This is a genomic window from Pseudomonas sp. TE36184, assembly GCF_054060055.1.
Genome location: NZ_JBSSCU010000001.1, coordinates 3,838,383 through 3,862,227, shown reverse-complemented (window position 1 = coordinate 3,862,227; position 23,845 = coordinate 3,838,383). Strand labels below are relative to the sequence as shown.

Annotated in this window: 17 protein-coding genes and 1 pseudogene; 5 read left to right on the top strand and 13 right to left on the bottom strand. The window is 62.2% G+C overall.

Translation table 11 applies throughout. From position 1 onward, the window contains the following. Positions 1 to 1,430: 1,430 nt before the first annotated feature. Both ACVWZP_RS17390 and purD read right to left on the bottom strand, forming a co-directional pair. Complete coding sequence (locus ACVWZP_RS17390; RefSeq protein WP_017849673.1) at positions 1,431 to 4,202, bottom strand: hybrid sensor histidine kinase/response regulator; 2,772 nt, start codon at positions 4,200 to 4,202, stop codon at positions 1,431 to 1,433. Between the two features lie 101 nt (positions 4,203 to 4,303). Next, complete coding sequence (purD, locus tag ACVWZP_RS17385) at positions 4,304 to 5,596, bottom strand: phosphoribosylamine--glycine ligase (protein WP_017849672.1); 1,293 nt, start codon at positions 5,594 to 5,596, stop codon at positions 4,304 to 4,306. Positions 5,597 to 5,617: 21 nt separating this feature from the next. Here purD and ACVWZP_RS17380 point away from each other — a divergent pair. Next, positions 5,618 to 5,731, top strand: a pseudogene (locus tag ACVWZP_RS17380) (outer membrane lipoprotein carrier protein LolA); the annotation flags it as partial. A 15-nt stretch (positions 5,732 to 5,746) separates the two neighbouring features. On the opposite strand, the gene purH reads toward ACVWZP_RS17380, so the two are convergent. From purH to ACVWZP_RS17330, 10 genes are all read right to left on the bottom strand, one after another. After that, positions 5,747 to 7,354: a bifunctional phosphoribosylaminoimidazolecarboxamide formyltransferase/IMP cyclohydrolase gene (gene purH / locus ACVWZP_RS17375; RefSeq protein WP_046384852.1), complete on the bottom strand. Its 1,608-nt coding sequence runs from the start codon at positions 7,352 to 7,354 to the stop codon at positions 5,747 to 5,749. 81 nt (positions 7,355 to 7,435) lie between these two features. Continuing rightward, positions 7,436 to 7,756, bottom strand: a complete 321-nt coding sequence (gene fis / locus ACVWZP_RS17370) for a DNA-binding transcriptional regulator Fis (RefSeq protein WP_002555375.1) — start codon at positions 7,754 to 7,756, stop codon at positions 7,436 to 7,438. Next, positions 7,753 to 8,766, bottom strand: coding sequence for a tRNA dihydrouridine synthase DusB (gene dusB, locus ACVWZP_RS17365; protein ID WP_017849670.1), 1,014 nt, complete (start codon positions 8,764 to 8,766; stop codon positions 7,753 to 7,755). The genes fis and dusB overlap by 4 nt, the downstream gene beginning before the upstream one ends. A 185-nt stretch (positions 8,767 to 8,951) precedes the next feature. Beyond that, positions 8,952 to 10,196 carry a DUF3426 domain-containing protein gene (locus tag ACVWZP_RS17360; protein WP_457369970.1) on the bottom strand — a complete coding sequence of 415 codons (1,245 nt, stop codon included), beginning with the start codon at positions 10,194 to 10,196 and terminating at the stop codon, positions 8,952 to 8,954. A gap of 30 nt (positions 10,197 to 10,226) precedes the next feature. After that, positions 10,227 to 11,105 carry a 50S ribosomal protein L11 methyltransferase gene (gene prmA / locus ACVWZP_RS17355; RefSeq protein ID WP_046384850.1) on the bottom strand — a complete coding sequence of 293 codons (879 nt, stop codon included), beginning with the start codon at positions 11,103 to 11,105 and terminating at the stop codon, positions 10,227 to 10,229. A gap of 279 nt (positions 11,106 to 11,384) precedes the next feature. Beyond that, positions 11,385 to 12,746 (bottom strand): acetyl-CoA carboxylase biotin carboxylase subunit, encoded by a 1,362-nt coding sequence (gene accC, locus ACVWZP_RS17350; protein WP_017849667.1) that lies wholly within the window; start codon positions 12,744 to 12,746, stop codon positions 11,385 to 11,387. A gap of 17 nt (positions 12,747 to 12,763) precedes the next feature. Continuing rightward, on the bottom strand, positions 12,764 to 13,222 hold the full coding sequence (accB, locus tag ACVWZP_RS17345) for an acetyl-CoA carboxylase biotin carboxyl carrier protein (protein WP_017849666.1): 459 nt from the start codon (positions 13,220 to 13,222) through the stop codon (positions 12,764 to 12,766). 24 nt (positions 13,223 to 13,246) lie between these two features. Beyond that, positions 13,247 to 13,702 (bottom strand): type II 3-dehydroquinate dehydratase, encoded by a 456-nt coding sequence (aroQ, locus tag ACVWZP_RS17340; protein ID WP_017849665.1) that lies wholly within the window; start codon positions 13,700 to 13,702, stop codon positions 13,247 to 13,249. 296 nt (positions 13,703 to 13,998) lie between these two features. After that, positions 13,999 to 15,960, bottom strand: a complete 1,962-nt coding sequence (locus ACVWZP_RS17335; protein ID WP_046384849.1) for a methyl-accepting chemotaxis protein — start codon at positions 15,958 to 15,960, stop codon at positions 13,999 to 14,001. A gap of 53 nt (positions 15,961 to 16,013) precedes the next feature. Next, entirely contained in the window at positions 16,014 to 17,684 is a 1,671-nt protein-coding gene (locus tag ACVWZP_RS17330) for a response regulator (RefSeq protein WP_057005975.1), read from the bottom strand. 402 nt (positions 17,685 to 18,086) lie between these two features. Here ACVWZP_RS17330 and ACVWZP_RS17325 point away from each other — a divergent pair, with 402 nt between their 5' ends. The 4 genes from ACVWZP_RS17325 to speA all read left to right on the top strand — a co-directional run bounded on the left by ACVWZP_RS17325 (position 18,087) and on the right by speA (position 22,356). Beyond that, positions 18,087 to 19,064: a DUF2333 family protein gene (locus ACVWZP_RS17325; protein ID WP_371928174.1), complete on the top strand. Its 978-nt coding sequence runs from the start codon at positions 18,087 to 18,089 to the stop codon at positions 19,062 to 19,064. A gap of 2 nt (positions 19,065 to 19,066) precedes the next feature. Continuing rightward, entirely contained in the window at positions 19,067 to 19,603 is a 537-nt protein-coding gene (locus ACVWZP_RS17320) for an NUDIX hydrolase (RefSeq protein ID WP_079442750.1), read from the top strand. A 323-nt stretch (positions 19,604 to 19,926) separates the two neighbouring features. After that, positions 19,927 to 20,298, top strand: coding sequence for a translation initiation factor Sui1 (locus ACVWZP_RS17315; protein WP_017849660.1), 372 nt, complete (start codon positions 19,927 to 19,929; stop codon positions 20,296 to 20,298). Positions 20,299 to 20,442: 144 nt separating this feature from the next. Continuing rightward, entirely contained in the window at positions 20,443 to 22,356 is a 1,914-nt protein-coding gene (speA, locus tag ACVWZP_RS17310; protein ID WP_057005974.1) for an arginine decarboxylase, read from the top strand. A gap of 140 nt (positions 22,357 to 22,496) precedes the next feature. Here the strand turns inward: speA and ACVWZP_RS17305 are convergent, their stop codons facing one another. Then, complete coding sequence (locus tag ACVWZP_RS17305) at positions 22,497 to 23,834, bottom strand: MATE family efflux transporter (protein ID WP_457369969.1); 1,338 nt, start codon at positions 23,832 to 23,834, stop codon at positions 22,497 to 22,499. Positions 23,835 to 23,845: the final 11 nt, after the last annotated feature.

The window sequence follows — 23,845 nt, the reverse complement described above, 5'->3', positions numbered from 1 at the left end:
CAGCTTATTTGTAACTGTTCCAGCGCTATCGGGAGCAAGCTTGCCGTCGCTGTCTTTCAGTCGATGCATCGGTGACTGGTCCACCGCCATCGGGGGCAAGCCCCTCCCACATAGGATCTGTGGTGTTCATCCATTGTGTGGCAGACGCAGGCTCAGTGTGGGAGGGGGCTTGCTCCCGATAGCGGTGTGACAGTCAGCTTATTTGTAACTGTTCCAGCGCTATCGGGAGCGAGCTTGCCATCGCTGTCTTTCAGTCGATGCATCGGTGACTGGTCCACCGCCATCGGGGGCAAGCCCCTCCCACATAGGATCTGTGGTGTTCATCCATTGTGTGGCAGACGCAGGCTCAGTGTGGGAGGGGGCTTGCCCCCGATGGCGGTGTGACAGTCAGCTTATTTGTAACTGTTCCAGCGCTATCGGGAGCGAGCTTGCCATCGCTGTCTTTCAGTCGATGCATAGGTGACTGGTCCGCCGCCATCGGGGGCAAGCCCCCTCCCACATAGGATCTGTGGTGTTCATCCATTGTGTGGCAGACGCAGGCTCAGTGTGGGAGGGGGCTTGCTCCCGATAGCGGTGTGACAGTCAGCTTATTTGTAACTGTTCCAGCGCTATCGGGAGCGAGCTTGCCATCGCTGTCTTTCAGTCGATGCATCGGTGACTGGTCCGCCGCCATCGGGGGCAAGCCCCCTCCCACATAGGATCTGTGGTGTTCATCCATTACGTGGCAGACGCAGGCTCAGTGTGGGAGGGGGCTTGCTCCCGATAGCGGTGTGGCAGTCAGCTTATTTGTAACTGTTCCAGCGCTATCGGGAGCAAGCTTGCCGTCGCTGTCTTTCAGTCGATGCATCGGTGACTGGTCCACCGCCATCGGGGGCAAGCCCCCTCCCACATAGGATCTGTGGTGTTCATCCATTGTGTGGCAGACGCAGGCTCAGTGTGGGAGGGGGCTTGCTCCCGATAGCGGTGTGACAGTCAGCTTATTTGTAACTGTTCCAGCGCTATCGGGAGCGAGCTTGCCATCGCTGTCTTTCAGTCGATGCATCGGTGACTGGTCCGCCGCCATCGGGGGCAAGCCCCCTCCCACATAGGATCTGTGGTGTTCATCCATTGTGTGGCAGACGCAGGCTCAGTGTGGGAGGGGGCGAGCTTGCCATCGCCGACTTTCAGTCGATGCATAGGTGACTGGTCCGCCGCCATCGGGGGCAAGCCCCTCCCACATAGGATCTGTGGTGTTCATCCATTGTGTGGCAGACGCAGGCTCAGTGTGGGAGGGGGCTTGCCCCCGATGGCGGTGTGGCAGTCAGCTTATTTGTAACTGTTCCAGCGCTATCGGGAGCAAGCTTGCCATCGCTGTCTTTCAGTCGATGCATCGGTGACTGGTCCGCCGCCATCGGGGGCAAGCCCCCTCCCACATTCGAGCGCATTTGACGTTAAGAGGGCGCATGCTCCGGCCGTGGCTGACGCTGCGCCACCCAGTACTCCACCAGCTCGCGCAATTGTGACAATTCCACCGGCTTGGCCATGTGCCCGTCCATCCCGGCCTGGCGTGCGCGCTCTTTGTGTTCCGAGAGGATGTGTGCGGTGAGCGCCACCACCGGCGTGCGAATGCGCTGGTGGCTGACTTCCCAGGCTCGCAACTGTTGGGTCGCGGAGAAGCCATCGAGGATCGGCATTTCACAGTCCATCAACACCAGATCATAGCGCTGGGCCTTCATCGCCTGCAGGGCTTCTTCGCCGTTGCTCGCGGTGTCCGGGTTGAGGTTGAGCTTGCCGAGCATGCCGCGGATGACTTTGGTGGAGATGCTGTTGTCTTCGGCCACCAGGATGCGGAAGTCGCTGGGCACGATGATGGCCGCCGGCGCGTTGAGGGGCGCGCGTGGCTGCCCGCCGCCTTTGCTGCGCTGGGTCAGTTCGTCGGCCAGGGTGGTCTTGAGGGTGTAGCCGGCCACCGGCTTGGCGAGGATGCGCTTGATCCCGCAATTGCGCGCGATGATCTTGCTCGGCGCGTTACTGATGCCGGTGAGCATGATCAGCAGGATGTCGTGGTTGAGGCTCGGGTCTTCCTTGATCTTGGCTGCCAGTTGCATGCCGGTCATGCCGGGCATGTTCTGGTCCAGCAGCACCACGTCGAAGTAATCACGCAGGTGCGCCTTGGTGCGCAACAACGCCAGGGCTTCCTTGCCCGACGGCACGGCGCTGACATTCAGGCCCCAGGCGGTGCATTGCTGCACTAGCACTTTGCGGCAGGTGTCGTTGTCGTCCACCACCAATACCCGCGCACCCTTGAGCGGGCCGTCGAGGTCGGAGGTCGGGTGTTCCAGGCGTTCAGGGTCCAGCGGCAGGGTCAGCCACAGGGTGCTGCCTTGTTGTGCGCCGCTCTTGATGCCGAATTCGCCGTTCATCAACAGGATCAACTGGCGCGCGATGACCAGGCCCAGGTGGCCGCTCAAACGGGTGGCCGAGAGGAAGTTCTTGCTGTGCAGTTCGCTGTGCAGCAACGCATCGCGTTCGGCGGCTTCCATTGGCAGGCCGCTGTCCTGCACGGCAATGCGCAGGCGCGGCTTGGGGCTGCGCTCGTCGAGGGCGACGACGATCAACACTTCGCCTTCATCGGTTTTCTGCAGGGCGTTTTCCAGCAGGCTCAACATCGCCTGGCGCAGGCGCGTCGGGTCGCCGCTGATCACCCGCGGCACCTGGGGCTGGATAAAGCTGATCAGCTCGACGTTCTGCTGCTCGGCCTTGGCGCGGAAGATGCTCAGGCAGTCGTCGATCAGCGCATTGAGGTCGAACTGCACGTCGTCCAATTCGATCTGCCCGGATTCCAGCTTGGAGATATCGAGGATTTCGTTGATCAGTGTGAGCAGTTCGTTACCGGCGCTGTGGATCGTCTGCACATAGTCGCGCTGTTTGACCGACAACGGCGTGCCCAGCAGCAGCTCGGTCATGCCCAGCACGCCGTTCATGGGGGTACGGATTTCGTGGCTGATCTTCGCCAGGAACTCGGCCTTGGCGGCGATTTCGGCGTTGCTGGCCGCCAGCTCGCGGCTGAGGCTGAAGCGTGCTTCGACGATGGCGCGCTGGCGTTCGCCGAGGGCCAGGCTCATCAGCAGGCCACTGAGGCAGATAAAGCTGAGCAGGGTAATGATCAAGCCTTGCGGCGCCAGCAACGTGAGGCCAAGCAAGGCAGGCAGGATGATCAGTGTGCCGATGTTGAACACCACCATCCCCGCCACGAACAACCGCGCCGGCCGGTAGCCTTTTTGCCAGTGATAGGCCGAGACAAACAACATGCTCAGGCCGGCCAGGGCCACCAGGACGTAAGTGATGATGTTCAGCGGCAACGTGTTGACGAACAACAGCAGCAGGCCGCACAGCACGATCAACAGAATGTCGGCCATCAACAGTTTGTTCAGCGGGTGCGGGCCCAGCGGCATGAAGAAGCGATAGGCAAACATCAGCCCGCACGGTGCGGTCAGCAGCAGGGCGAGGTAGGCGCCCGGCGTCTGGATCGCGTGCCAGTTCTGCAGCCATGGCCCCAGCAGGTTGAGCAGCAACGCCAGGCTGAGCAGCAGCAGCACTTCGCAGGCCGCCAGCCACAGGCTGCTGCGTGAGCGGTGGTAGGCGAAGCGGGAGAGGTTGTGCAGGATCAGCATCAGCAGACAGCCGAACAGCAGGCCGTAGATCAGCGTCTGGCTTTGGTCGGCGGCGGCGAGTACGGCCGGCTCCAGGGTGATATAGGGGCGCAGTTCGTGTTCCGAGACCAGGCGCAGGTACACCTCAAGGGGCTTCGGGCTCTGGGGCATCGGCAGCATGAAGTCGCTGCTGGGCAGCGGGCGCTCGGCCTGGGGCTGGCGCGTGCCGGTGGTTTGCTGTTCCACCAGGGTGTCGCCATCCAGCACATACAGACTCAGGAGGGAAACGTCCGGGGCAAACACCCGCAGCACTTGCTCGTGCTGGCCGGGTTGCAGCTTGAAGCGTACCCACAACGCACCGTCCGGCTCGGCAGCAGTGATCCGGTCCAGTTCGATGGGGCTGAATTGATTGGTGTAGCGGGGCGAACGGATATCGCTCAGTTGCAGGTCGGCCTGTTCATCAAGCAATACTGCCCAGCCACTGCCTTGCGCAGCGGCCTGGGCCGGGAGCAAACAGAGCAGTGTCAGCAGACTGACAGTGAAACCTATGGCGATCCTGAGCCAGCGCACGGCGAAATCCCTTCGTAGGTTGAAGCACGGGTTAACTATGCGCGGGGTCATACGAGTACGGCAAGGGCCAGAGGCCCTTACCTAACCGAACGGATAGCGACTTAATGAGTCTCGCCACGTTCACGGGCAATCGCGCGATAGCCGATATCTTTACGGTAGAAGCAGCCGTTCCAGCTGATTTTCGCCGCCAGTTTGTAAGCCTGTTGCTGTGCAGCGTCGACACTGGCGCCCATCGCGGTGGCACATAGCACACGGCCACCTGCGGTCACCACCTTGCCGTCCTGCAGCGCAGTGCCCGCATGGAACACTTTGCCTTCCAGCGTCGCCGCTGCGTCCAGGCCTTCAATCACATCGCCCTTGGCGTAGTCGGCCGGGTAACCGCCGGCTGCCAGCACAATGCCGACGCTCGGGCGTGGGTCCCACTGGGCTTCAACCTTGTCCAGGGCCTGGGCCAGCGCGGCTTCCACCAGCAGCACCAGGCTCGATTGCAGGCGCAGCATCACCGGTTGGGTTTCCGGGTCGCCGAAGCGGCAGTTGAACTCGATGACCTTCGGGTTACCGGCCTTGTCGATCATCAGACCGGCGTAGAGGAAACCGGTGTAGACGTTGCCTTCATCGGCCATGCCGCGCACGGTCGGCCAGATCACCAGGTCCATCACACGCTGATGCACTTCGCTGGTCACGACCGGGGCCGGGGAGTAAGCCCCCATGCCGCCGGTGTTCGGGCCGCTGTCGCCGTCGCCGACGCGCTTGTGGTCCTGGCTGGTGGCCATCGGCAGGACGTTCTTGCCGTCGACCATCACGATGAAGCTGGCTTCTTCGCCGTCGAGGAATTCTTCGATGACCACGCGCGAACCGGCTTCACCGAAGGCGTTGCCAGCGAGCATGTCGCGCACGGCGTCTTCGGCTTCCTGCAGGGTCATGGCGACGATCACGCCTTTGCCCGCGGCCAGACCGTCGGCCTTGATCACGATCGGCGCGCCTTTTTCACGCAGGTAAGCCAGGGCTGGCTCGATCTCGGTGAAGTTCTGGTAGTCGGCGGTCGGGATCTTGTGGCGCGCCAGGAAATCCTTGGTGAATGCCTTGGAACCTTCCAGCTGGGCCGCGCCGGCGGTCGGGCCGAAGCAGTCCAGGCCGCGGCTGCGGAACAGGTCGACGACACCGGCAACCAGCGGCACTTCCGGACCGACGATGGTCAGGGAAACGTTTTTCTCGGCGAAATCCGCCAGTTGTTCCAGGGCCAGCACGTCGATGGCGACGTTTTCGCACTTGGCTTCAATGGCGGTGCCGGCGTTGCCGGGGGCTACGAATACTTTCTGGACGCGTGGGTCCTGGGCAACTTTCCAGGCCAGGGCGTGTTCACGGCCACCGCTGCCAATAATCAAAACATTCATTTCAAAAACCTCTGAGAAACGCTGTGCTTCCCTGTAGGAGCGAGCTTGCTCGCGAAGGTCGTCAACGATAACGAGGGAAACCTGACACCTCGTGGCGTTTTTGAGTTTTTCGCGAGCAAGCTCGCTCCTACAGTCGGGAAGCGGTGCTGTTTAGTGACGGAAGTGGCGCATGCCGGTGAAGACCATGGCGATGCCGGCTTCGTCTGCCGCAGCAATCACTTCGGCATCACGCATCGAGCCGCCTGGCTGGATCACTGCGGTGACGCCGGCCTTGGCGGCGTTGTCCAGGCCGTCGCGGAACGGGAAGAACGCGTCGGACGCCATCACCGAGCCCGCTACCTGCAAACCGGCGTGTTCAGCCTTGATCGCGGCGATGCGCGCCGAGTTCACGCGGCTCATCTGGCCGGCGCCGACACCGATGGTCTGGCGGTTCTTGGCGTAGACGATGGCGTTGGACTTGACGTACTTGGCCACTTTCCAGGCGAAGATCAGGTCGTTGATTTCCTGCTCGGTCGGTGCGCGCTTGGTCACCACTTTCAGGTCGGCGCTGCTGATCATGCCGATGTCGCGGCTTTGCACCAGCAGGCCGCCGTTGACGCGCTTGTAGTCCCAGGCAGGGGCACGTTCGGCCGACCATTCGCCGCAGGCCAGCAGGCGCACGTTGGCTTTGGCGGCCACGATGGCGCGGGCTTCCTCGCTGACGGACGGGGCGATGATCACTTCGACGAACTGACGCTCGACGATGGCCTTGGCGGTCGCGGCGTCGAGTTCGCGGTTGAAAGCGATGATGCCGCCGAAGGCCGATTCGGTGTCGGTGGCGTAGGCCAGTTCGTAAGCCTGGCGGATGCCGCCTTCAGCGTCCGGGCTCACGGCCACGCCGCACGGGTTGGCGTGCTTGACGATCACGCAGGCCGGCTTGACGAAGCTCTTCACGCATTCCAGCGCGGCGTCAGTGTCGGCCACGTTGTTGTAGGACAGTTCTTTGCCTTGCAGCTGGGTCGCGGTGGCGATGCCCACTTCGGCCGGCTTGGCTTCCACGTAGAACGCCGCGCTCTGGTGCGGGTTCTCGCCGTAGCGCATTTCCTGGGCCTTGATGAACTGGCTGTTGAAGGTCCGCGGGAACTGGCTGCGACCTTCTGTGCTGAGGGTCTCGGCGGCCTGGTTCACGGTGCCCATGTAGTTGGCGATCATGCCGTCGTAGGCGGCGGTGTGTTCGAACGCCTTGAGCATCAGGTCGAAACGCTGGGCGTAGGTCAGGCCACCGGCTTTGAGGTTTTCAAGCACCTGGGCGTAGTCGCTGGCGTTGACCACGATGGCCACGTCTTTGTGGTTCTTGGCGGCCGAGCGAACCATGGTCGGGCCGCCGATATCGATGTTTTCGATGGCGGTCGGCAGGTCGCAGCCCGGCTTGTTGATGGTGGCTTCGAACGGGTAGAGGTTGACCGCCACCAGATCGATCGGCTTGATGCCGTGCTCGTTCATGATGGCGTCGTCGATACCGCGACGGCCGAGGATGCCGCCGTGGATTTTCGGGTGCAGGGTCTTGACCCGACCGTCCATCATCTCTGCGAAACCGGTGTAGTCCGCGACTTCTACTGCGGCCACGCCGTTGTCTCGCAGCAGTTTGAAGGTCCCGCCCGTGGAGAGGATTTCCACGCCCAGGGCTTCCAGCCCCCGGGCAAATTCGAGAACCCCGGTCTTGTCGGAGACACTGATCAAGGCGCGGCGGATCGGCAGGCGGGTAGTCTGGTCGGTCATTTCAATTTCCATCAAAAGCAAAGGAGTCAGCAAAAAAGGCGACCGGTTTTACGCGGGCGCCTTTCTGGTCGGATTGAATGCTTACAGCAAATCGTATTGTTTGAGCTTTTTGCGCAAGGTGCCACGGTTGAGGCCCAGCAGCTCACTGGCTTTGGTCTGGTTGCCCTTGACGTAGTTCATCACGCTTTCGAGCAAGGGCGCCTCGACTTCGGAGAGCACGAGGTTGTACACGTCCGTGACGGAAGCGCCCTCAAGGTGGGCGAAATAATTGTGCAGCGCCTTCTCGACACTCCCGCGAAGGGTCTGGCCTTCTTCGCTCGGCGTGTTGAGGTGCTGTTTCAAATTGACGTTGTCGCTCACGGGTGTTGTTCCACTCACTAAAGTCTCGGTCATCATCGTCATGCGGCCACCCCCTCTCCGTCCCCTGTCACCAGGCTCTTGTCACGTTCGCTGAAGAACTCACGAACGTTGGCGCACTGTGCTTCCGTATCATCCAAACGATTGAAGTGGGCGCGAAACTCCCTGGCGCCCGGCAGGGTTGCGAGATACCAGCCGACATGCTTGCGAGCAATGCGTACTCCCATCACGTCTCCGTAGAAGGCGTGCAGGGCGGCCAGATGCTCTAGCAGAATACGTTCCACCTCGATCAACCCCGGTGCCGGCAACAGCTCGCCGGTACGCAGAAAGTGTTCGACTTCACGAAAAATCCATGGCCGCCCCTGGGCGGCCCGGCCAATCAACAGGCCATCGGCACCGGTCGCATGCAGCACGCGCCGGGCTTTCTCGGCTGAGTCGATATCGCCATTGGCAAATACCGGCATCGACACGGCCTGCTTGATCGCGGCAATGGTGTCGTACTCGGCTTCGCCGGTGTAAAGATCGGCGCGGGTGCGGCCATGCACCGCCAGCGCTGAAATACCCGCCTGTTCGGCGATCTTCGCCACCGTCAGGCCATTCTTGTTGTCCCGGTCCCAGCCGGTACGAATCTTCAGGGTGACCGGTACATCCACTGCGGCGACAACGGCCTGCAGGATCTCGGCGACCAACTGCTCATCCTTCAACAGCGCGGAACCGGCGGCCTTGTTGCAGACCTTCTTGGCCGGACAGCCCATGTTGATGTCAATGATCTGCGCGCCCAGCTCCACGTTGGCCCGGGCCGCCTCCGCCAGCATCTGTGCGTCGCCACCGGCGATCTGTACCGAGCGGGGCTCGGGATCACCTTCGTGGATCATGCGCAGCCGCGATTTGCGGGTGTTCCACAAGCTCATGTCGCTGGTGACCATTTCCGAGACTACTAGACCCGCGCCCAAACGCTTGCACAGCTGACGAAAGGGCTGGTCGGTGACCCCCGCCATTGGCGCGAGAATCAAACCATTGTGCAATGTGTATGGGCCGATGCGTACCGCCGACATAGGACTTCCCTGTTGTGGGGCCGGATCATTAGAGTTCGAAAAAGGGTTGGCATGATACCCGCTCTCGATGACTGGATAAAGGCTGAATTGGATAAAATCTGAACAGTTATTTCTTTATCGCCACCGGTTTGGTTGCCGGCGGTCCAGTCAATAATCCGTCGTCAAACCTCGATGACCGCGCCGATTCACTCGGGCGAATGAAAGCTCAGGCTGTAATTCACCGCTTTGTTGCCGGGGTCGAGGATGTCCAGGGAGATATGGATCGGCGTCTGCGACGGCATTTCACTGACCCCAGCCAGCTCACCGCTCAGGTATTCGGCGGGCTTGAAGCGCCGACTGGCGATCAGGTTGCCGTTCAGGTCGGCAAAGCGCAGTTCCAGCAGCGGAAACGGCTGGGAGAACGTCGCGCGGTTATAGATGATTGCATCCACCACCAGCGCGCCGGCGAATTCAGGATGGCTGCGCACCACCAGGTTGCTGCTCTTGATGTGCGCGATATCGACCCGTGACGGCACCGTGCAGCCCAATGTCGGGCACAGTTGCTGGAACCACGGGCGATAGGCGTCCTGGCGCGCCAGGTCGTCGAACTGGTAGGCAATGTACTGGCCGGCGAGGCCGGCGGCGGCGATCAGCACCAGCAACAGCCAGAGCAGGCGACGGCCCCAGCTCGACGGGCGTTTGCCGGCGTACAAGTGCAGCGGGTCATCTTCGAGGTCCTGCAGCAGTTCGTCGTGGGCGCTGGCGGCGCTGCGCGAACGCTTGCGGCCTTGGGGGCGCTCGTCGGGTTCCGGCGCGTCCACGTCGTCGCTGACCGCGCTCACGGGTGGGTCGAGTTCGTCGTCTTCATCGGCAGGTGTGGAGCGCAGCGGCGGTTCATCGTCGATGTCGTCGGTGGCGAGGGACATCGACGGTTCGGTGCGCTGTTTAGTCGCAGGGGCATTTGCCGGTTCAGGTTCGTCTTCGGGCGCTTTGGCGCGTTCTTCAGGCGGTTCGCTGAACAGGCTGGCGGCCCATTTTTCTTCCTCGGCCTTGATCGTGTCGCGGCTGGCGCTGAGGGCATCTTCCTTTTTGCGTCGGTCGGCGCTGCCTTGCCGGCGTTCCGCGCCCAGCGGCTGGGTGTGTTGAATCTCGCGGCGTTCCAGCTTGGCCAGTTCTTTGTCCAGGTCCAGGTTGTCCAGGTCCAGCTCTTGCGCCGTCCACTGTTTCTGGCTGATCGCCTGCGGCGCCTCGGCGGCGTGCTCCGCTGCGGCCGGCTGTTCAGGCTTCGGCGCTTGCGCGTGGGCGCGCTGCTCCAGCAACTGGCGCGCGGCGTTGAACACTTGCAGGCACGAGCCGCAGCGCACCACGCCGCGCGCCACGTTCAACTGAGCGTGGCTGACGCGAAAGCGCGTTTGGCAATGGGGACACTGGGTGACGAAACTGTCGGTCATGCGGCCATCCGATTCAGGCAAGCGCTCATTCTAGCGCCGACGCCCGCTGATGCGTACCCAGCCATCACGATTGGCGATCGGGTCGAGCTCGAAATCCTGGGCGTAGGCCGCAGCCACGTCTTCACCCTGTTCGGCGAGGATGCCCGACAGCGCCAGGCGGCCACCCGGCTTGACCAGGCTCGACAGCTGCGGCGCCAGGGCCACCAGCGGGCCGGCGAGGATATTGGCGACCAGCACATCGGCCTGCACCTGGGGCAATTGCTCCGGCAGGTACAATGGGAATTTGCCTTCAGCAATGTGGTTGCGCCCGGCGTTATCGCGGGAGGCTTCCAGGGCCTGTACGTCGATATCGGTGCCGACGGCTTCCTTGGCGCCCAACAACAGGGCGGCAATCGCCAGAATCCCCGAGCCGCAGCCGAAGTCCAACACGTGGCAATCGTTCAGGTCCTGGCCGTCCAGCCATTCCAGGCACAGCGCGGTGGTCGGGTGCGTGCCGGTGCCGAACGCCAGGCCCGGGTCCAGCAGCAGGTTCACCGCGTCAGGCTCGGGGGCGGCGTGCCAGCTCGGCACGATCCACAGGCGCTGGCCGAAACGCATCGGCTGGAAGTTGTCCATCCAGCTGCGTTCCCAGTCCTGGTCTTCGATGATTTCGCTGTGGTGCTCGGGCAACGGGCCGCCGGTGAGCAGTTCCATATGGGCCAGGACGCTGGCGGCATCGGTGCCGTCTTCGAACAGGGCCAGCAAGTGGGTGTGGGACCACAGCGGGGTGGTGTTGAGTTCCGGCTCGAAGATCGGCTGGTCTTCGGCGTCCATGAAGGTCACCGAGACGGCGCCCACTTCAAGGAACGCGTCTTCGTAGGTTTCGGCTTGTTCTGGGCTGATGGCGAGACGGACTTGCAGCCAAGGCATGGCGGGCACCTTTGAAAAAAATGAGTGTGCAGCGGGGAGGGGCTGCGAAAGCGCGCAAGTTTACGCGAGCGTGGAGAAGAAGACGACTGTACTGACAGTACGCCGACCAAATGTGGGAGGGGGCTTGCCCCCGATAGCGGTGGGTCAGTCACCTAATCTATGACTGAGCTGCCGCCATCGGGGGCAAGCCCCCTCCCACATTTGGACTGTGTACATCTTCAAAATGGAGGGGCCACAAACAACAAAGCCGCCCGAAGGCGGCTTTGTTGGGTGGAGCACTTACTGGTTGGCCAGTTTGTGTTCCAGGTAGTGAATGTTCACACCACCTTCGCAGAAGCCTTCATCGCGGACCAGATCCCGATGCAGCGGGATGTTGGTCTTGATGCCGTCGACCACGATTTCGTCCAGGGCGTTACGCATGCGGGCCATGGCCTCGTCGCGGGTGGCGCCCCAGGTGATCAGCTTGCCGATCAACGAGTCGTAGTTGGACGGAACCTTGTAGCCGCTGTACAGGTGCGAATCGACGCGAACGCCGTTGCCGCCCGGTGCATGGAAATGCTTGACCAGGCCTGGACTCGGGATAAAGGTTTTCGGGTCTTCGGCGTTGATCCGGCACTCCAGGGAGTGGCCGTGGATCTTCACGTCGTCCTGGGTGAAGGACAGCTCGTTACCGGCGGCGATGCTCAGCATCTCCTTGACGATATCGATACCGGTGACCATCTCCGAAACCGGGTGTTCTACCTGCACGCGAGTGTTCATCTCGATGAAGTAGAAACGGCCGTTCTCGTAGAGGAACTCGAAAGTGCCGGCGCCACGGTAGTTGATGTCGATGCACGCCTTGACGCAACGCGCCAGGACTTCCGCACGGGCTTTCTCGTCGAGGCCCGGTGCCGGTGCTTCTTCCAATACCTTCTGGTGACGACGTTGCAGCGAGCAATCGCGGTCGCCCAAGTGGATGGCGTGACCCTGGCCGTCGGACAGCACCTGCACTTCCACGTGACGTGGGTTGGTCAGGTACTTCTCCAGGTAGACCATCGGGTTGCCGAACCAGGCAGCCGCTTCGGAGCGCGTCTGCTTGGCCGCTTCGATCAGGTCTTCTTCCTTGTGTACCACGCGCATGCCGCGACCACCGCCGCCGCCTGCGGCCTTGATGATCACCGGGTAACCGACTTCGCGACCGATGCGCAGCGCAGTGGTCTCGTCCTCGGGCAGCGGGCCGTCGGAGCCTGGAACGGTCGGCACGCCGGCCGCGATCATGGCGTCCTTGGCCGAAACCTTGTCACCCATCAGGCGAATGGTCTCGGCTTTCGGGCCGATGAAGGCAAACCCGGATTTTTCCACCTGTTCGGCGAAATCGGCGTTTTCCGCGAGGAAGCCGTAGCCCGGGTGGATGCCATCAGCGCCGGTCACTTCCGCAGCGGCGATGATGTTCGAGACTTTCAGGTACGAGTTCGCAGCCAGTGGCGGGCCGATGCAGATGCTTTCGTCCGCCAGTTTCACGTGCATCAGTTCGGTATCGGCCGTCGAGTAAACAGCGACGGTCTTGATGCCCTCTTCCTTACAGGCGCGCAGGATACGCAGCGCGATCTCGCCGCGGTTGGCGATCAGGACTTTTTGCAGTTTCTTCGCAGGTTTCAACATCGAAGGCGCTCCGCGGTTCAAACGATGGTGAACAGCGGCTGGTCGTACTCAACCGGCTGACCGTTTTCTACCAGAATGGATTCGATGACACCGGCTTTTTCGGCCGTGATGTGGTTCATCATTTTCATCGCTTCCACGATGCAGATGGTGTCGCCTTCTTTCACGGTTTTGCCGACTTCAACGAAGGCTGGCGAACCCGGTGCCGGGGTGCGGTAGAACGTACCGACCATTGGCGACTTGGCCACGAAGCCGTTCAGCTTGGGCGCAGCAGGCTCGGCGGCGGCGACAGGCGCAGCGGCGACCGGAGCGGCAGCGGCAGGTGCCGGTGCTTGCATCTGCGGCGCGTAGAATTGCTGGGCCGGGGTCTTGCTGTGGCGGCTGATGCGTACAGACTCTTCGCCTTCCTTGATTTCCAGCTCGTCGATGCCGGATTCTTCCAGCAGTTCGATCAGTTTCTTAACTTTACGGATATCCATGAATCGTCAACTCCCAAGGGTCGGTCAGGGGCGCTTGGCCGGTTGTTCAAGTTGTTCCAGGGCGGCCTCCAGGGCCAGTCGATAACCGCTGGCGCCAAGGCCGCAGATCACACCTACCGCTACGTCGGAGAAGTAGGAGTGATGGCGGAAAGGTTCGCGTTTGTACACGTTCGACAAATGCACTTCGATGAATGGGATGCTCACCGCCAGCAGCGCGTCACGTAATGCAACACTTGTGTGCGTAAAAGCGGCGGGATTGATCAGAATAAAGTCCACGCCTTCGCCGCGCGCGGCATGGATGCGATCAATCAATTCGTACTCGGCATTGCTTTGCAGGTACAGCAAATGGTGGCCGGCTTCACGGGCCCGTCGCTCCAGATCGAGGTTGATCTGTTCCAGGGTCACTGCCCCGTAGACGCCCGGTTCGCGGGTGCCGAGCAGGTTCAGGTTGGGTCCGTGAAGAACCAGTAAGGTCGCCATCGGCTGTTCCTTGTTATTGATGTGGGTACGGCAGAACCCGGCGACTATGCCGCAAAGCGTTTATGACTGTCCAGTTCTATGCAGTAGGCAGCACGATTAGCGAGGATTGCGCGAAATTTGTGACTGCGGCCCAGGATCCGGTCATTGGTAATACCGTCTTGAAACCTGTGGCGATCAAATGTGGGAGGGGGCTTGCCCCCGATAGCGGTGTGCCAGTCTCAATATCTGCAACTGATCCACCGCTATCGGGGGCAAGCCCCCTCCCACATTGGTTCTTCGTATGGCGCTAGATCGGGTCAGACGCGGAAGGCTTGGACGGCGGTGTTGAGTTGGCCGCCCAGCACCAACAGGTGCTCACCCTGGCTGCGGCCTTGGCCGATGCGCAGCAGGTTGTCCTCACCCAACTGATGAATCCGTTCGCTGTTATCGCGAATCTCACTCACCGCACCGCTCTGCTGCGCGGTCACATCGGCGATACGCACGGAGGTGTCGGAAATGGTCTGGATCGCCCCGACGATTTCATCCAGCGCGCCGTCGGCCGCTTGTGCTTGCTGGGCGGTGGCTTCGGCGTGTTCGACCTGCGCGCGCATGCCTTCCACCGACTGGCGGGCGGCGGTTTGCAGGCCGGCGATGAGGCCCTGGATTTCGGCGGTGGCGCCAGCGGTGCGCTGGGCCAGGGAGCGCACTTCGTCGGCGACCACGGCAAACCCCCGCCCGGCGTCTCCGGCGCGGGCGGCTTCAATGGCGGCATTGAGCGCCAGCAGGTTGGTCTGGTCGGCGATCGAGCGAATCACTGTCAACACGCCGCCGATGGTCGCGGACTCTTCGGCGAGTTTCTCGATCATCTGCGCGTTTTGCTGCACTTCGCCCACCAGCGCATGCAGCCCGGTCAGGCTCAGGCCGATCACCCGCTGGCCGTGCTTCACCGCCTGGCCCGCGCTGCGGCTGGCGCCGGCGGCCTGGCTGGCGTCCCCGGCGACTTGTTGAATGGTCGCTTCCAATTCGCCCAACGAATCGCGGATCTGCGCGGTGTCCCCGGCCTGCCGTTCGGCGCCATCATGCAGGCCGCTGCTCAGCTCGGCCAGGGCGCGGCTGCTGCCGGCGACTTCCTCGGCATTGCCGCGAATGGTGCCCACCAGGTCCACCAGGTAGGCGCGCAAGCGGTTGAGGGAGGCCTCGATGTCGCGCAGTTCGCGGTTGGTCTTGCCCAAGGCAATCGGTTGGCTGAAGTCGCCTTCGGCCCAGGTCGACAGGGCCGGTGCCAGGTTGGTCAGCACCCGTGCCAGGCGCCGTTGCAGGGTATCGATCAGCAGGGCGATCAGCAGGATCAGGCCGATCATCACCCCTTGCATCAGGCGCACTTCGCCCTGGATCTTTGCGTGTTGCGCCCGCACGACGGGCTCCAGGCCGGCGATGGCCTGTTGCACACCGGCGATTTTCAGGTGGGTGCCGGCGGCGAGGTCGGCGCGCCGCTGGATCTGCTCGCGGGTGCGCTTGAGTTCGGCCGGGTAGCGGGTCAGCAGGCTGTTGAGTTCGCGCTTGAGGTCGACGCCGGTGTCTTGTGTTTCGGTTTTTTCGCTGTTTTCCAGGCCCATCAGCGCCGAAAAGTCATCGGTGTTCGAACCGGCGTTGGCCTTGACCCCAAGTAAGGGCAGTTGCTCCAGCAGGTCGGCCTGGCCGCGGATATTGCTGACTTCGCGCTCCACATCATCCGCCAGTTCGGCGCGCCCGCTGCTCACCAGCTTGTCGCGGGCCAGGGACAGCTTGCCCAGGTGTTGGGACGCCGCCAGCAGCGGCGGCAGGTAGCGCGCCGCGGCGGGCGAATCGACCCCGATGGCGTACTGGCTCAGTTGCTCGAGGTTCGCGCCCAGTTCGCGCTCGGCCTGCAACAGCAGCGCTTGCGGGTCGCCGGCCAGTTTGCCGGCGGCGAGCAGGTCGGTTTTGCTGAAGGTGTCCAGCTCCTTCAGGCTGGGGCGCAGGCTTTGTGCGAGGTCGGCGGGCAATTCATCCAGGTGCTGCAGCAGGCTTTCCAGGCTCTGGCTGGCGCTGCTCAAGCGCAGGGCGTCGCCGCTGGCCAGGTAGTCGTCGATGTTGCGTGCGGCCTGGTTCTGGAAGGTCTGCGACAACCCCAGGTAGCGTTCCATCAGCAAATAAGGCCGTTCCAGCGCGCGTTGCGACCACCAGAGCGTCGCCCCGAGTGCCAGGCACACGGCCACCAGAAGGAGGGTATTGAGATTGGTCAGCAGCTTCAGGCGCATGCGTGGTTTCAACCGACAGCAAAAGTTAAGTGCCTGAAGTTATTGCGTTTCTATTACAAAGTTATGACGGAATCGCTGGATTCTGGTGAAAAGATGGCACTTTGACTTGATGTGTGCGCGGCTTGAACCCGATTGCGTCCGGCATCCTTGGCGCGGTACAGCGCCTCGTCGGCTTGGGCGGCCATCATCAGGCTGTCGGAATCGTCGCACAACTCCACCAGCCCGGCGCTGAAAGTACACCACAAGTCATGCGGCTGGGCCGGGTAGTGAATTTCGGCAAAGCGCCCACGGATTTCATCCAGCACCTTGCAGGCCGATTCCAGGTCGGTATCGGGCATCACAATCGCAAACTCTTCACCGCCGTAGCGGCCGATGTAGTCGGTCTTGCGCAAGCGCTGTTTGAGGAACAGCGCCAGGCTCTTGATCACGCGGTCGCCCATGGGGTGGCCGTGGCTGTCGTTGACGCGCTTGAAGTGGTCGATGTCGAGCATGGCAAAGCTCAACGGCTTGTTCTCGCGACGAGCGCGGAAGGTGCAGTCTTCGAGCAATTGCAGGATATGGGTGTGGTTGTACAGGCCGGTCAGGCTGTCGCGCACCATCCGCGCCTTGAGGTTGCGCGCACGGGCCGCGCGGTTGCGCACGGTGGTGATCAGGTGGCGCGGCTTGATCGGCTTGGTGAGGAAGTCGTCGCCGCCTTCGCTCATGGCGTCCAGCTGTTTATCCAGGTCGTCTTCGGCCGACAGGTAGATGATCGGCACGCTGACGTACCGGTCGTTATGACGGATCACCTTGGCCAGTTCGGTGCCGGTGCAGGCGGGCATGTACATGTCGAGGATGATCAGGTCGGGCTGGAAATCCGCCAGCTCGGCCATGGCCTGGATCGGCTCGATCAGCGTGCGGGTGATGATGCCGGCGCTGTTGAGCAGGCGCTCGGTGTGCAGCGCCTGGGCCCGTGAGTCGTCGATGATCAGCACTTTATAGGGGTCGTATTGGGCGACGCAGGTCAGCACTTCGATCTTTTCCAGCAGGCTCGAGGCTTCCAACGTGCCGGTCAGGAACTCCTCGCCGCCGGCGCGCACGGCGGCGAGGCGGGTCGGGGTGTCGGTTTCATGCAGGCTGAAAAACAGCAACGGCAGCTTTTGCTCCAGGCCTTGCTGGGCCTCGGCGGCCAGTTGGAGGCCGAGGCCCGGGCCGCAGAAATCCACGTCCATCACAATCGCCGACGGCAGGCGCTCGGCCATCGCCACGCGATACGCCGCCACGTTGTCCAGGGACTGGGCGCTCAGGCCAAAGAATTCCAGCTGCTTGGCCAGACGCTCGGCGCGATCATGATCGGCCAGCATCACGTAGATCGGCTTGCGCATCGGCGGCAGGAAGGTTTGCTCAAGCTGATCGCCCTGGCGCAGGCCGGTGCGGGACAGGCGTTGCATCAGGCGGTTGATTTCGGTGATCAGTTGACTGCTCAGGCGGCCGCGATTGGCGTCCACCGCTTTGAGCGACTCGCCGATGTGCTGCGCCAGTTGGCCGTGTTCGGGCTGTTCGAAGCGTTCGGCGAAGCGCAGCAGGCGCAGGTTGGCTTCGCTGAGTTCGGAGAAGTCGGCGTCGGACCATTCGCTGCGTTGCAGGCGCTGCCAGATCTCAAGAATTTGACGTGCCTGATGAATTACCCGCTGGGCAAAGTGCTGCTTGAGACGCTCACGGCTGGGGTCTTCTGGCTCGGTCATATCCTGACTACTAGTGAAGGTGCGTGCTGAGGTCGACTGGTGGCTCTATGCTAGCACCTCTTTTCGGTTACATGAGTGTCATACGTCAATTAACTGCGAGTCCCTGGCATTCATTTAGTGACTAATTGGTCGTGCAGCGGAAAAAGCGCGCATCCTTTATAGTCGAATGCCCCCTGGGCGTCCGTTGGATCATAGTTGTAGGGCGAAAAGCCCCGCATTGACGGGCACGATGGGGTAGGGTTGCTGTCGGAGTGTTTGAACGCACGCCGTCGATTGAAGTGCATGAACTCAAGTGATTGAAAGGATATCGCCATGCTGGACTGGAAAAACCGTGCAGGCAGTGCCAAAGGCCCCGCCCCTGAACCCAAGTCGGCCAACCGCAGCTATTTGCGTAGCGTGCTGATGAGCCGAGCGGTGCTCAGCGTACTCGGCTTGTATCTGTTGGTCACCGGTGCTTTGGGTTGGTACTGGAGCGAAGAGCCGGCGCTGTTCCCGGTCCAGCAGAACGCCCAGCTTGCCGCTGAAAAGGAAGGCAAGCAGATGGTGTTGGGTTACACCACCGTGGAAACCCTCAAGACCGTGGCCGGCACCTTGCTCAACAAGCCCGGTGGCTATATTTCCAACGACCGTTTCCCGCCGGGCCTGTGGATGGACAACATGCCAAGCTGGGAATACGGCGTACTGGTGCAGGTGCGTGACTTGACCCGCGCCTTGCGTAAGGATTTCGCCCGTTCCCAGTCGCAGTCGGCGGAAGACGCCGACCTGGCGAAGGCTGAGCCGCGTTTCAACTTCGACAACAAGAGCTGGGTGCTGCCTTCCAGCGAGTCGGAGTACCAGGAAGGCATCAACTCCCTGAATCGCTATGAAGTGCGCCTGTCCGACCCGAACCAGCGCGGCGCCCTGTTCTACGCGCGCGCCGACAACCTCAACAACTGGCTGGGCGATGTCGCCACACGCCTGGGTTCGTTGTCGCAACGTCTGTCGGCCAGTGTCGGCCGGGTCAAGCTGAACACCTCACTGAAAACCGAAGCGCTGGCGCCGGGTGAAGTGCCGCAGCTCGATGAAGAAGTGGTGGAAACCCCATGGATGCAGATCGACAACGTGTTCTACGAAGCCCGCGGCCAGGCCTGGGCCTTGTCCCATCTGTTGCGCGCCATCGAAGTTGACTTTGCCGACGTGCTGGCCAAGAAGAATGCGACGGTCAGCGTGCGCCAGATCATTCGTGAACTGGAGGCTTCGCAAGAGCCGGTCTGGAGCCCGATGATCCTCAACGGCAGCGGCTTTGGCATATTGGCCAACCACTCGCTGGTGATGGCCAACTACATTTCCCGGGCCAACGCGGCGGTGATCGACTTGCGTCAGTTGCTTAACCAAGGGTGATGATGGACGTGACTCAAAAGGAGGCCGCGCACCGCGCAGCCTCCGATGCGGAACTGATCTGCTGGGTCGACGAGCACGACAACCCGCTCGGCGCCCTGGTGCGCTCCGACCTGCGCCAGCGCGGCCTGATTGGCCGTTGCACCTTTATCTTCCTGTTCAACTCGGCAGGTGAACTGTGCGTACACCGACGCACCCTGAGCAAAGCCCTGTACCCCGGTTTCTGGGACACGGCGGCAGGCGGGATGGTGGCGGACGGCGAGAGTTATGCCGAGTCGGCCGCCCGCGAGCTTGCAGAAGAGCTCGGCGTGGGCGGGGTGGAGTTGGTCGAGCATGACCATTTCTACTTCGAGGACGGCGACAGCCGACTTTGGTGCAGATCCTACTCCGCCGTGTGGGACGGTGCGCTGTGCCTGCAGCCTGAAGAAGTCATGGAAGCGCGCTTTTTACCCCTTGAAATTGTCCTGCAGGAAGCGCAACAAAAGCCCTACTGCCCGGACGCGCAAGAGGGCTTGCGGCGCTATCTGGCCTCACGTCGCTAAAGTTGTATAAATTGGCGCGATTTGGCTCTTAGCAAGTGAGCTTTTTGTGGTTACACTGCGCGACTTTTCACCCGAACCACCCTTGTTCCACCCCCTGATTCCTGTAGGAGCGAGCTTGCTCGCGAAAACCTCAAGCGCGCTGTGGGCATCCTGAATGTCCGCGTCATCGTTGGCGATCTTCGCGAGCGAGCTCGCTCCTACAGGGAATCGGGGGCAATGACATGGGGGGTTCGGTAGCGCTGCCCCTGCCTGAGTGGGGCTTCGCGGTCGGCAACCGCCTGAGCGTTTGCCGATCAGTCTTTGTCCTCACAAGAGGATTGCCGGTGGCCAAAAAAGCCGCATCCTTCGCCGCCCTCGGTGGCCTGGTATTTTCCACCGACGCAGGTCGACACTGCCCGGACTGTCGTCAGCCCGTGGACGCCTGTACCTGCAAACAAACCCTGATCCCCGAAGGCGACGGCATTGCCCGCGTGCGACGCGAGAGCAAAGGCCGTGGCGGCAAGACGGTGACCACCATCACCGGCGTGCCGCTGGCCGAAGACGCGCTGAAGGAACTCGCCACCACGCTGAAAAAGCGTTGTGGCACCGGTGGCGCGTTGAAAGACGGGGTCATCGAGATCCAGGGCGATCACGTCGAGTTGCTGTTGGCCGAGCTGATCAAGCTCGGGTACAAGGCCAAGAAGTCCGGCGGCTGACAGCCTCTTTCCAACCAGTGTCTAAACTCTGTCCTGCGAGTGGGGTCTGACCTTACTCACAGGCAAATCGTCATTTTCATTCTTTAGACTGCGCCAGCCTCCAACGAGGGGCGGCGCCTTCGACTTCATTTATAGGGGACTTCAATGTCCGTACGACGCACACGCAAAGACGATGGCAGCCAATGGACAGTTGCGGACAGCCGCAGTGTTTACGGGATTCGTCATTGGGGGGCCGGGTATTTCGCGATCAATGATGCCGGTCGCGTTGAAGTCCGTCCGAACGGCCCGAAAAGCACGCCTGTCGACCTGTACGAGCAAGTCGACGAGCTGCGCAAAAGCGGCTTGTCCTTGCCGCTGCTGGTGCGTTTTCCCGACATCCTGCAAGACCGCGTGCGCCAGTTGACCGGTGCGTTCGATTCGAACATCGAGCGTCTGGAATACCAGAGCAAATACACCGCGCTGTACCCGATCAAGGTGAACCAGCAGGAGGCGGTGATCGAAAACATCATCGCCACCCAGGACGTGTCCATTGGCCTGGAAGCCGGCTCCAAGCCGGAACTGCTGGCCGTGCTGGCCCTGGCGCCGAAAGGCGGGACCATCGTCTGCAACGGTTACAAGGACCGCGAATTCATCCGCCTGGCGCTGATGGGCCAGAAGCTGGGTCACAACGTGTTCATCGTGATCGAGAAAGAGTCCGAAGTTGAGCTGGTGATCGAAGAAGCCGCCAACCTCAAGGTCAAGCCACAGGTCGGCCTGCGCGTGCGCCTGTCGTCCCTGGCGTCGAGCAAGTGGGCCGACACTGGCGGTGAGAAATCCAAGTTCGGGCTGTCGGCGGCGCAACTGCTGTCGGTCGTCGAGCGCTTCCGCGCCGCCAGCCTGGACCAGGGCATCCGCCTGCTGCACTTCCACATGGGCTCGCAGATCGCCAACCTGGCCGACTACCAGCACGGGTTCAAGGAAGCCATTCGTTACTACGGCGAACTGCGCAACCTCGGCCTGCCGGTGGACCACATCGACGTCGGCGGCGGCCTGGGCGTGGACTACGACGGTACTCACTCGCGCAACGCCAGCTCGATCAACTACGACATGGACGACTACGCCGGTGTCGTCGTGGGCATGCTCAAGGAGTTCTGCGACGCGCAGAGCCTGCCGCACCCGAACATCTTCTCCGAGAGCGGCCGTTCCCTGACCGCCCACCACGCCATGCTGGTGGTGCAAGTCACCGACGTCGAGAAACACAACGACGAAATGCCGCAGATCGAGAACAAGGAAAACCTGCCGGAAACCGTGCAATGGCTGGTGGACCTGCTCGGCCCGACCGACATCGAGATGGTCACCGAAACCTACTGGCGCGCCACTCACTACATGAGCGACGTGGCCACCCAGTACGCCGACGGCAAACTGACCCTGGCGGAAAAAGCCCTGGCTGAACAGTGCTACTTCGCCGTGTGCCGCCGCCTGCATAACTCGCTGAAAGCGCGCCAGCGTTCGCACCGCCAGGTGCTCGACGAACTCAACGACAAGCTGGCGGATAAATACATCTGCAACTTCTCGGTGTTCCAGAGCCTGCCGGACACCTGGGCCATCGGCCAGGTATTGCCGATCCTGCCGCTGCACCGCCTCGACGAAGAACCGATGCGCCGCGCGGTATTGCAGGACTTGACCTGCGACTCCGACGGCAAGATCAAGCAATACGTCGACGAGCAGAGCATCGAGACCAGCCTGCCGGTACACGCGCTGAAAGAGGGCGAAGACTACCTGCTGGGTATCTTCCTGGTCGGCGCCTACCAGGAAATCCTCGGTGACATGCACAACCTGTTCGGTGACACCGACTCGGTGAACATCTATCAGCGTGAAGACGGTTCGGTGTACAGCGCCGGAATCGAGACCCACGACACCATTGAAGACATGCTGCGTTATGTGCACTTGTCGCCGGAGGAGTTGATGACCCATTACCGTGACAAGTGCGCGAGCGCGAAGATCAGTGCCAGCGAGCGCACGCAGTTTCTGGATGCGTTGCGCTTGGGCCTGACGCGTTCGTCTTACCTGTCCTCCTAAGCACCCATCCTTGTAGGAGCGAGCTTGCTCGCGAAAAACGTTCAGGCAACACGGGCATCCAGACAGCCCATGTCATCGTTGACGATCTTCGCGAGCAAGCTCGCTCCTACAGTGACCGTGACGGTGACGGTGAGGGGTGCTTATGCCGGCCACTGATTCTGTCGGTTCAAACGCCAGGCAATCGTCCAAAGCGTAAGACTGCGCACGGCCATGAACAGCAGGAAGCTGATCCAAAGGCCGTGGTTGCCGTAGCCCTGCAACAGCCAGGCGAATGGCAGCAGGATCAGCACCGTCAGCAGCATGCCGTTACGCATTTCCCGCGCGCGCGTGGCGCCGATGAACAGCCCGTCCAGCAGATAACTCCACACCGCAATCAACGGCAGCACCGCCAGGTATGGCAGGTAGATGTCGGCGGTTTCGCGCACGCTGGGAATGTCGGTCTGCATGGCGATGAACAGGTGGCCGGCGAAGGTGAAGAGCAGGGCGAAACCGACGCTGGCGATCAGCGACCAACCGCAGGCGACCACTAATGAGCGGCGCAACGCCTGACGGTCGTGCGCGCCAATGGCATGGCCGCACAGGGCTTCGACCGCATGGGCCAGGCCGTCCAGGGCGTGGGCGGTCAGCAGCAGGCCGTTGAGCAACAGCGCGTTGGCGGCCACGGTGGCGTCGCCCAGGCGTGCGCCTTGCACCGTGATCATGAAAAACACCGACTGCAATGCCAGGCTGCGGATAAAAATATCGCGGTTCACCGCCAGCAGCGGGCGCCAGCTGTGCCAGCGTTGCAAGGCGGCCCAGGCGATATGCCCGGGGTAGGCGCGCAGGGCTTTTTGCGTGAGGGCCAGGCCGAGCAGGGCGCCGGTCCATTCGGCGATCACCGAGGCGCGTGCGGAGCCGACGACGCCCCAATCCAGGCCGAGGACGAACCACAGGTTGAGGGCGATGTTGACCAGGTTGGTGGTCAGCAAAATCGCCAGTGGCGCCCGCGCGTTTTGCGTGCCGAGGAACCAGCCGACCAAGGCATAGCTGGCCAACGCGGCGGGCAGGCCGAACAGGCGGGTGTGGAAGAACTCGCGGGTCAGTTGATTGAGTTCGGGGGAGGGCTGCATCCATTCCAGGGCCAGGTGGCTCAGCGGGATGCCCACTGTACCGAGCAACATCGCCAGGCCCAGCGCCAGCAACAGACCTTGCAGCAGGATTTGCCGCAGCGCCGCGCCATCGTTGCGCCCGGCGGCCTGGGCGGCGAAACCGGTGGAGCCCATGCGCAGAAAACCCATGGCCCAGGCCAGGAAGGTATACAGGCTGGCCCCGACCGCCACGGCGCCCAGTTGGTGGGCGTGGGGCAGGTGGCCGATGACCATGCTGTCGACCAGGGCCACCAGCGGTACCGAGATGTTCGACAGGATCATCGGCGCGGCCAAGGCCCAGACGCGGCGGTGGGTGGGGCGGTGGCGCCAGTCGGTCAGTAAGGTGGACATGCAGGCTCCTT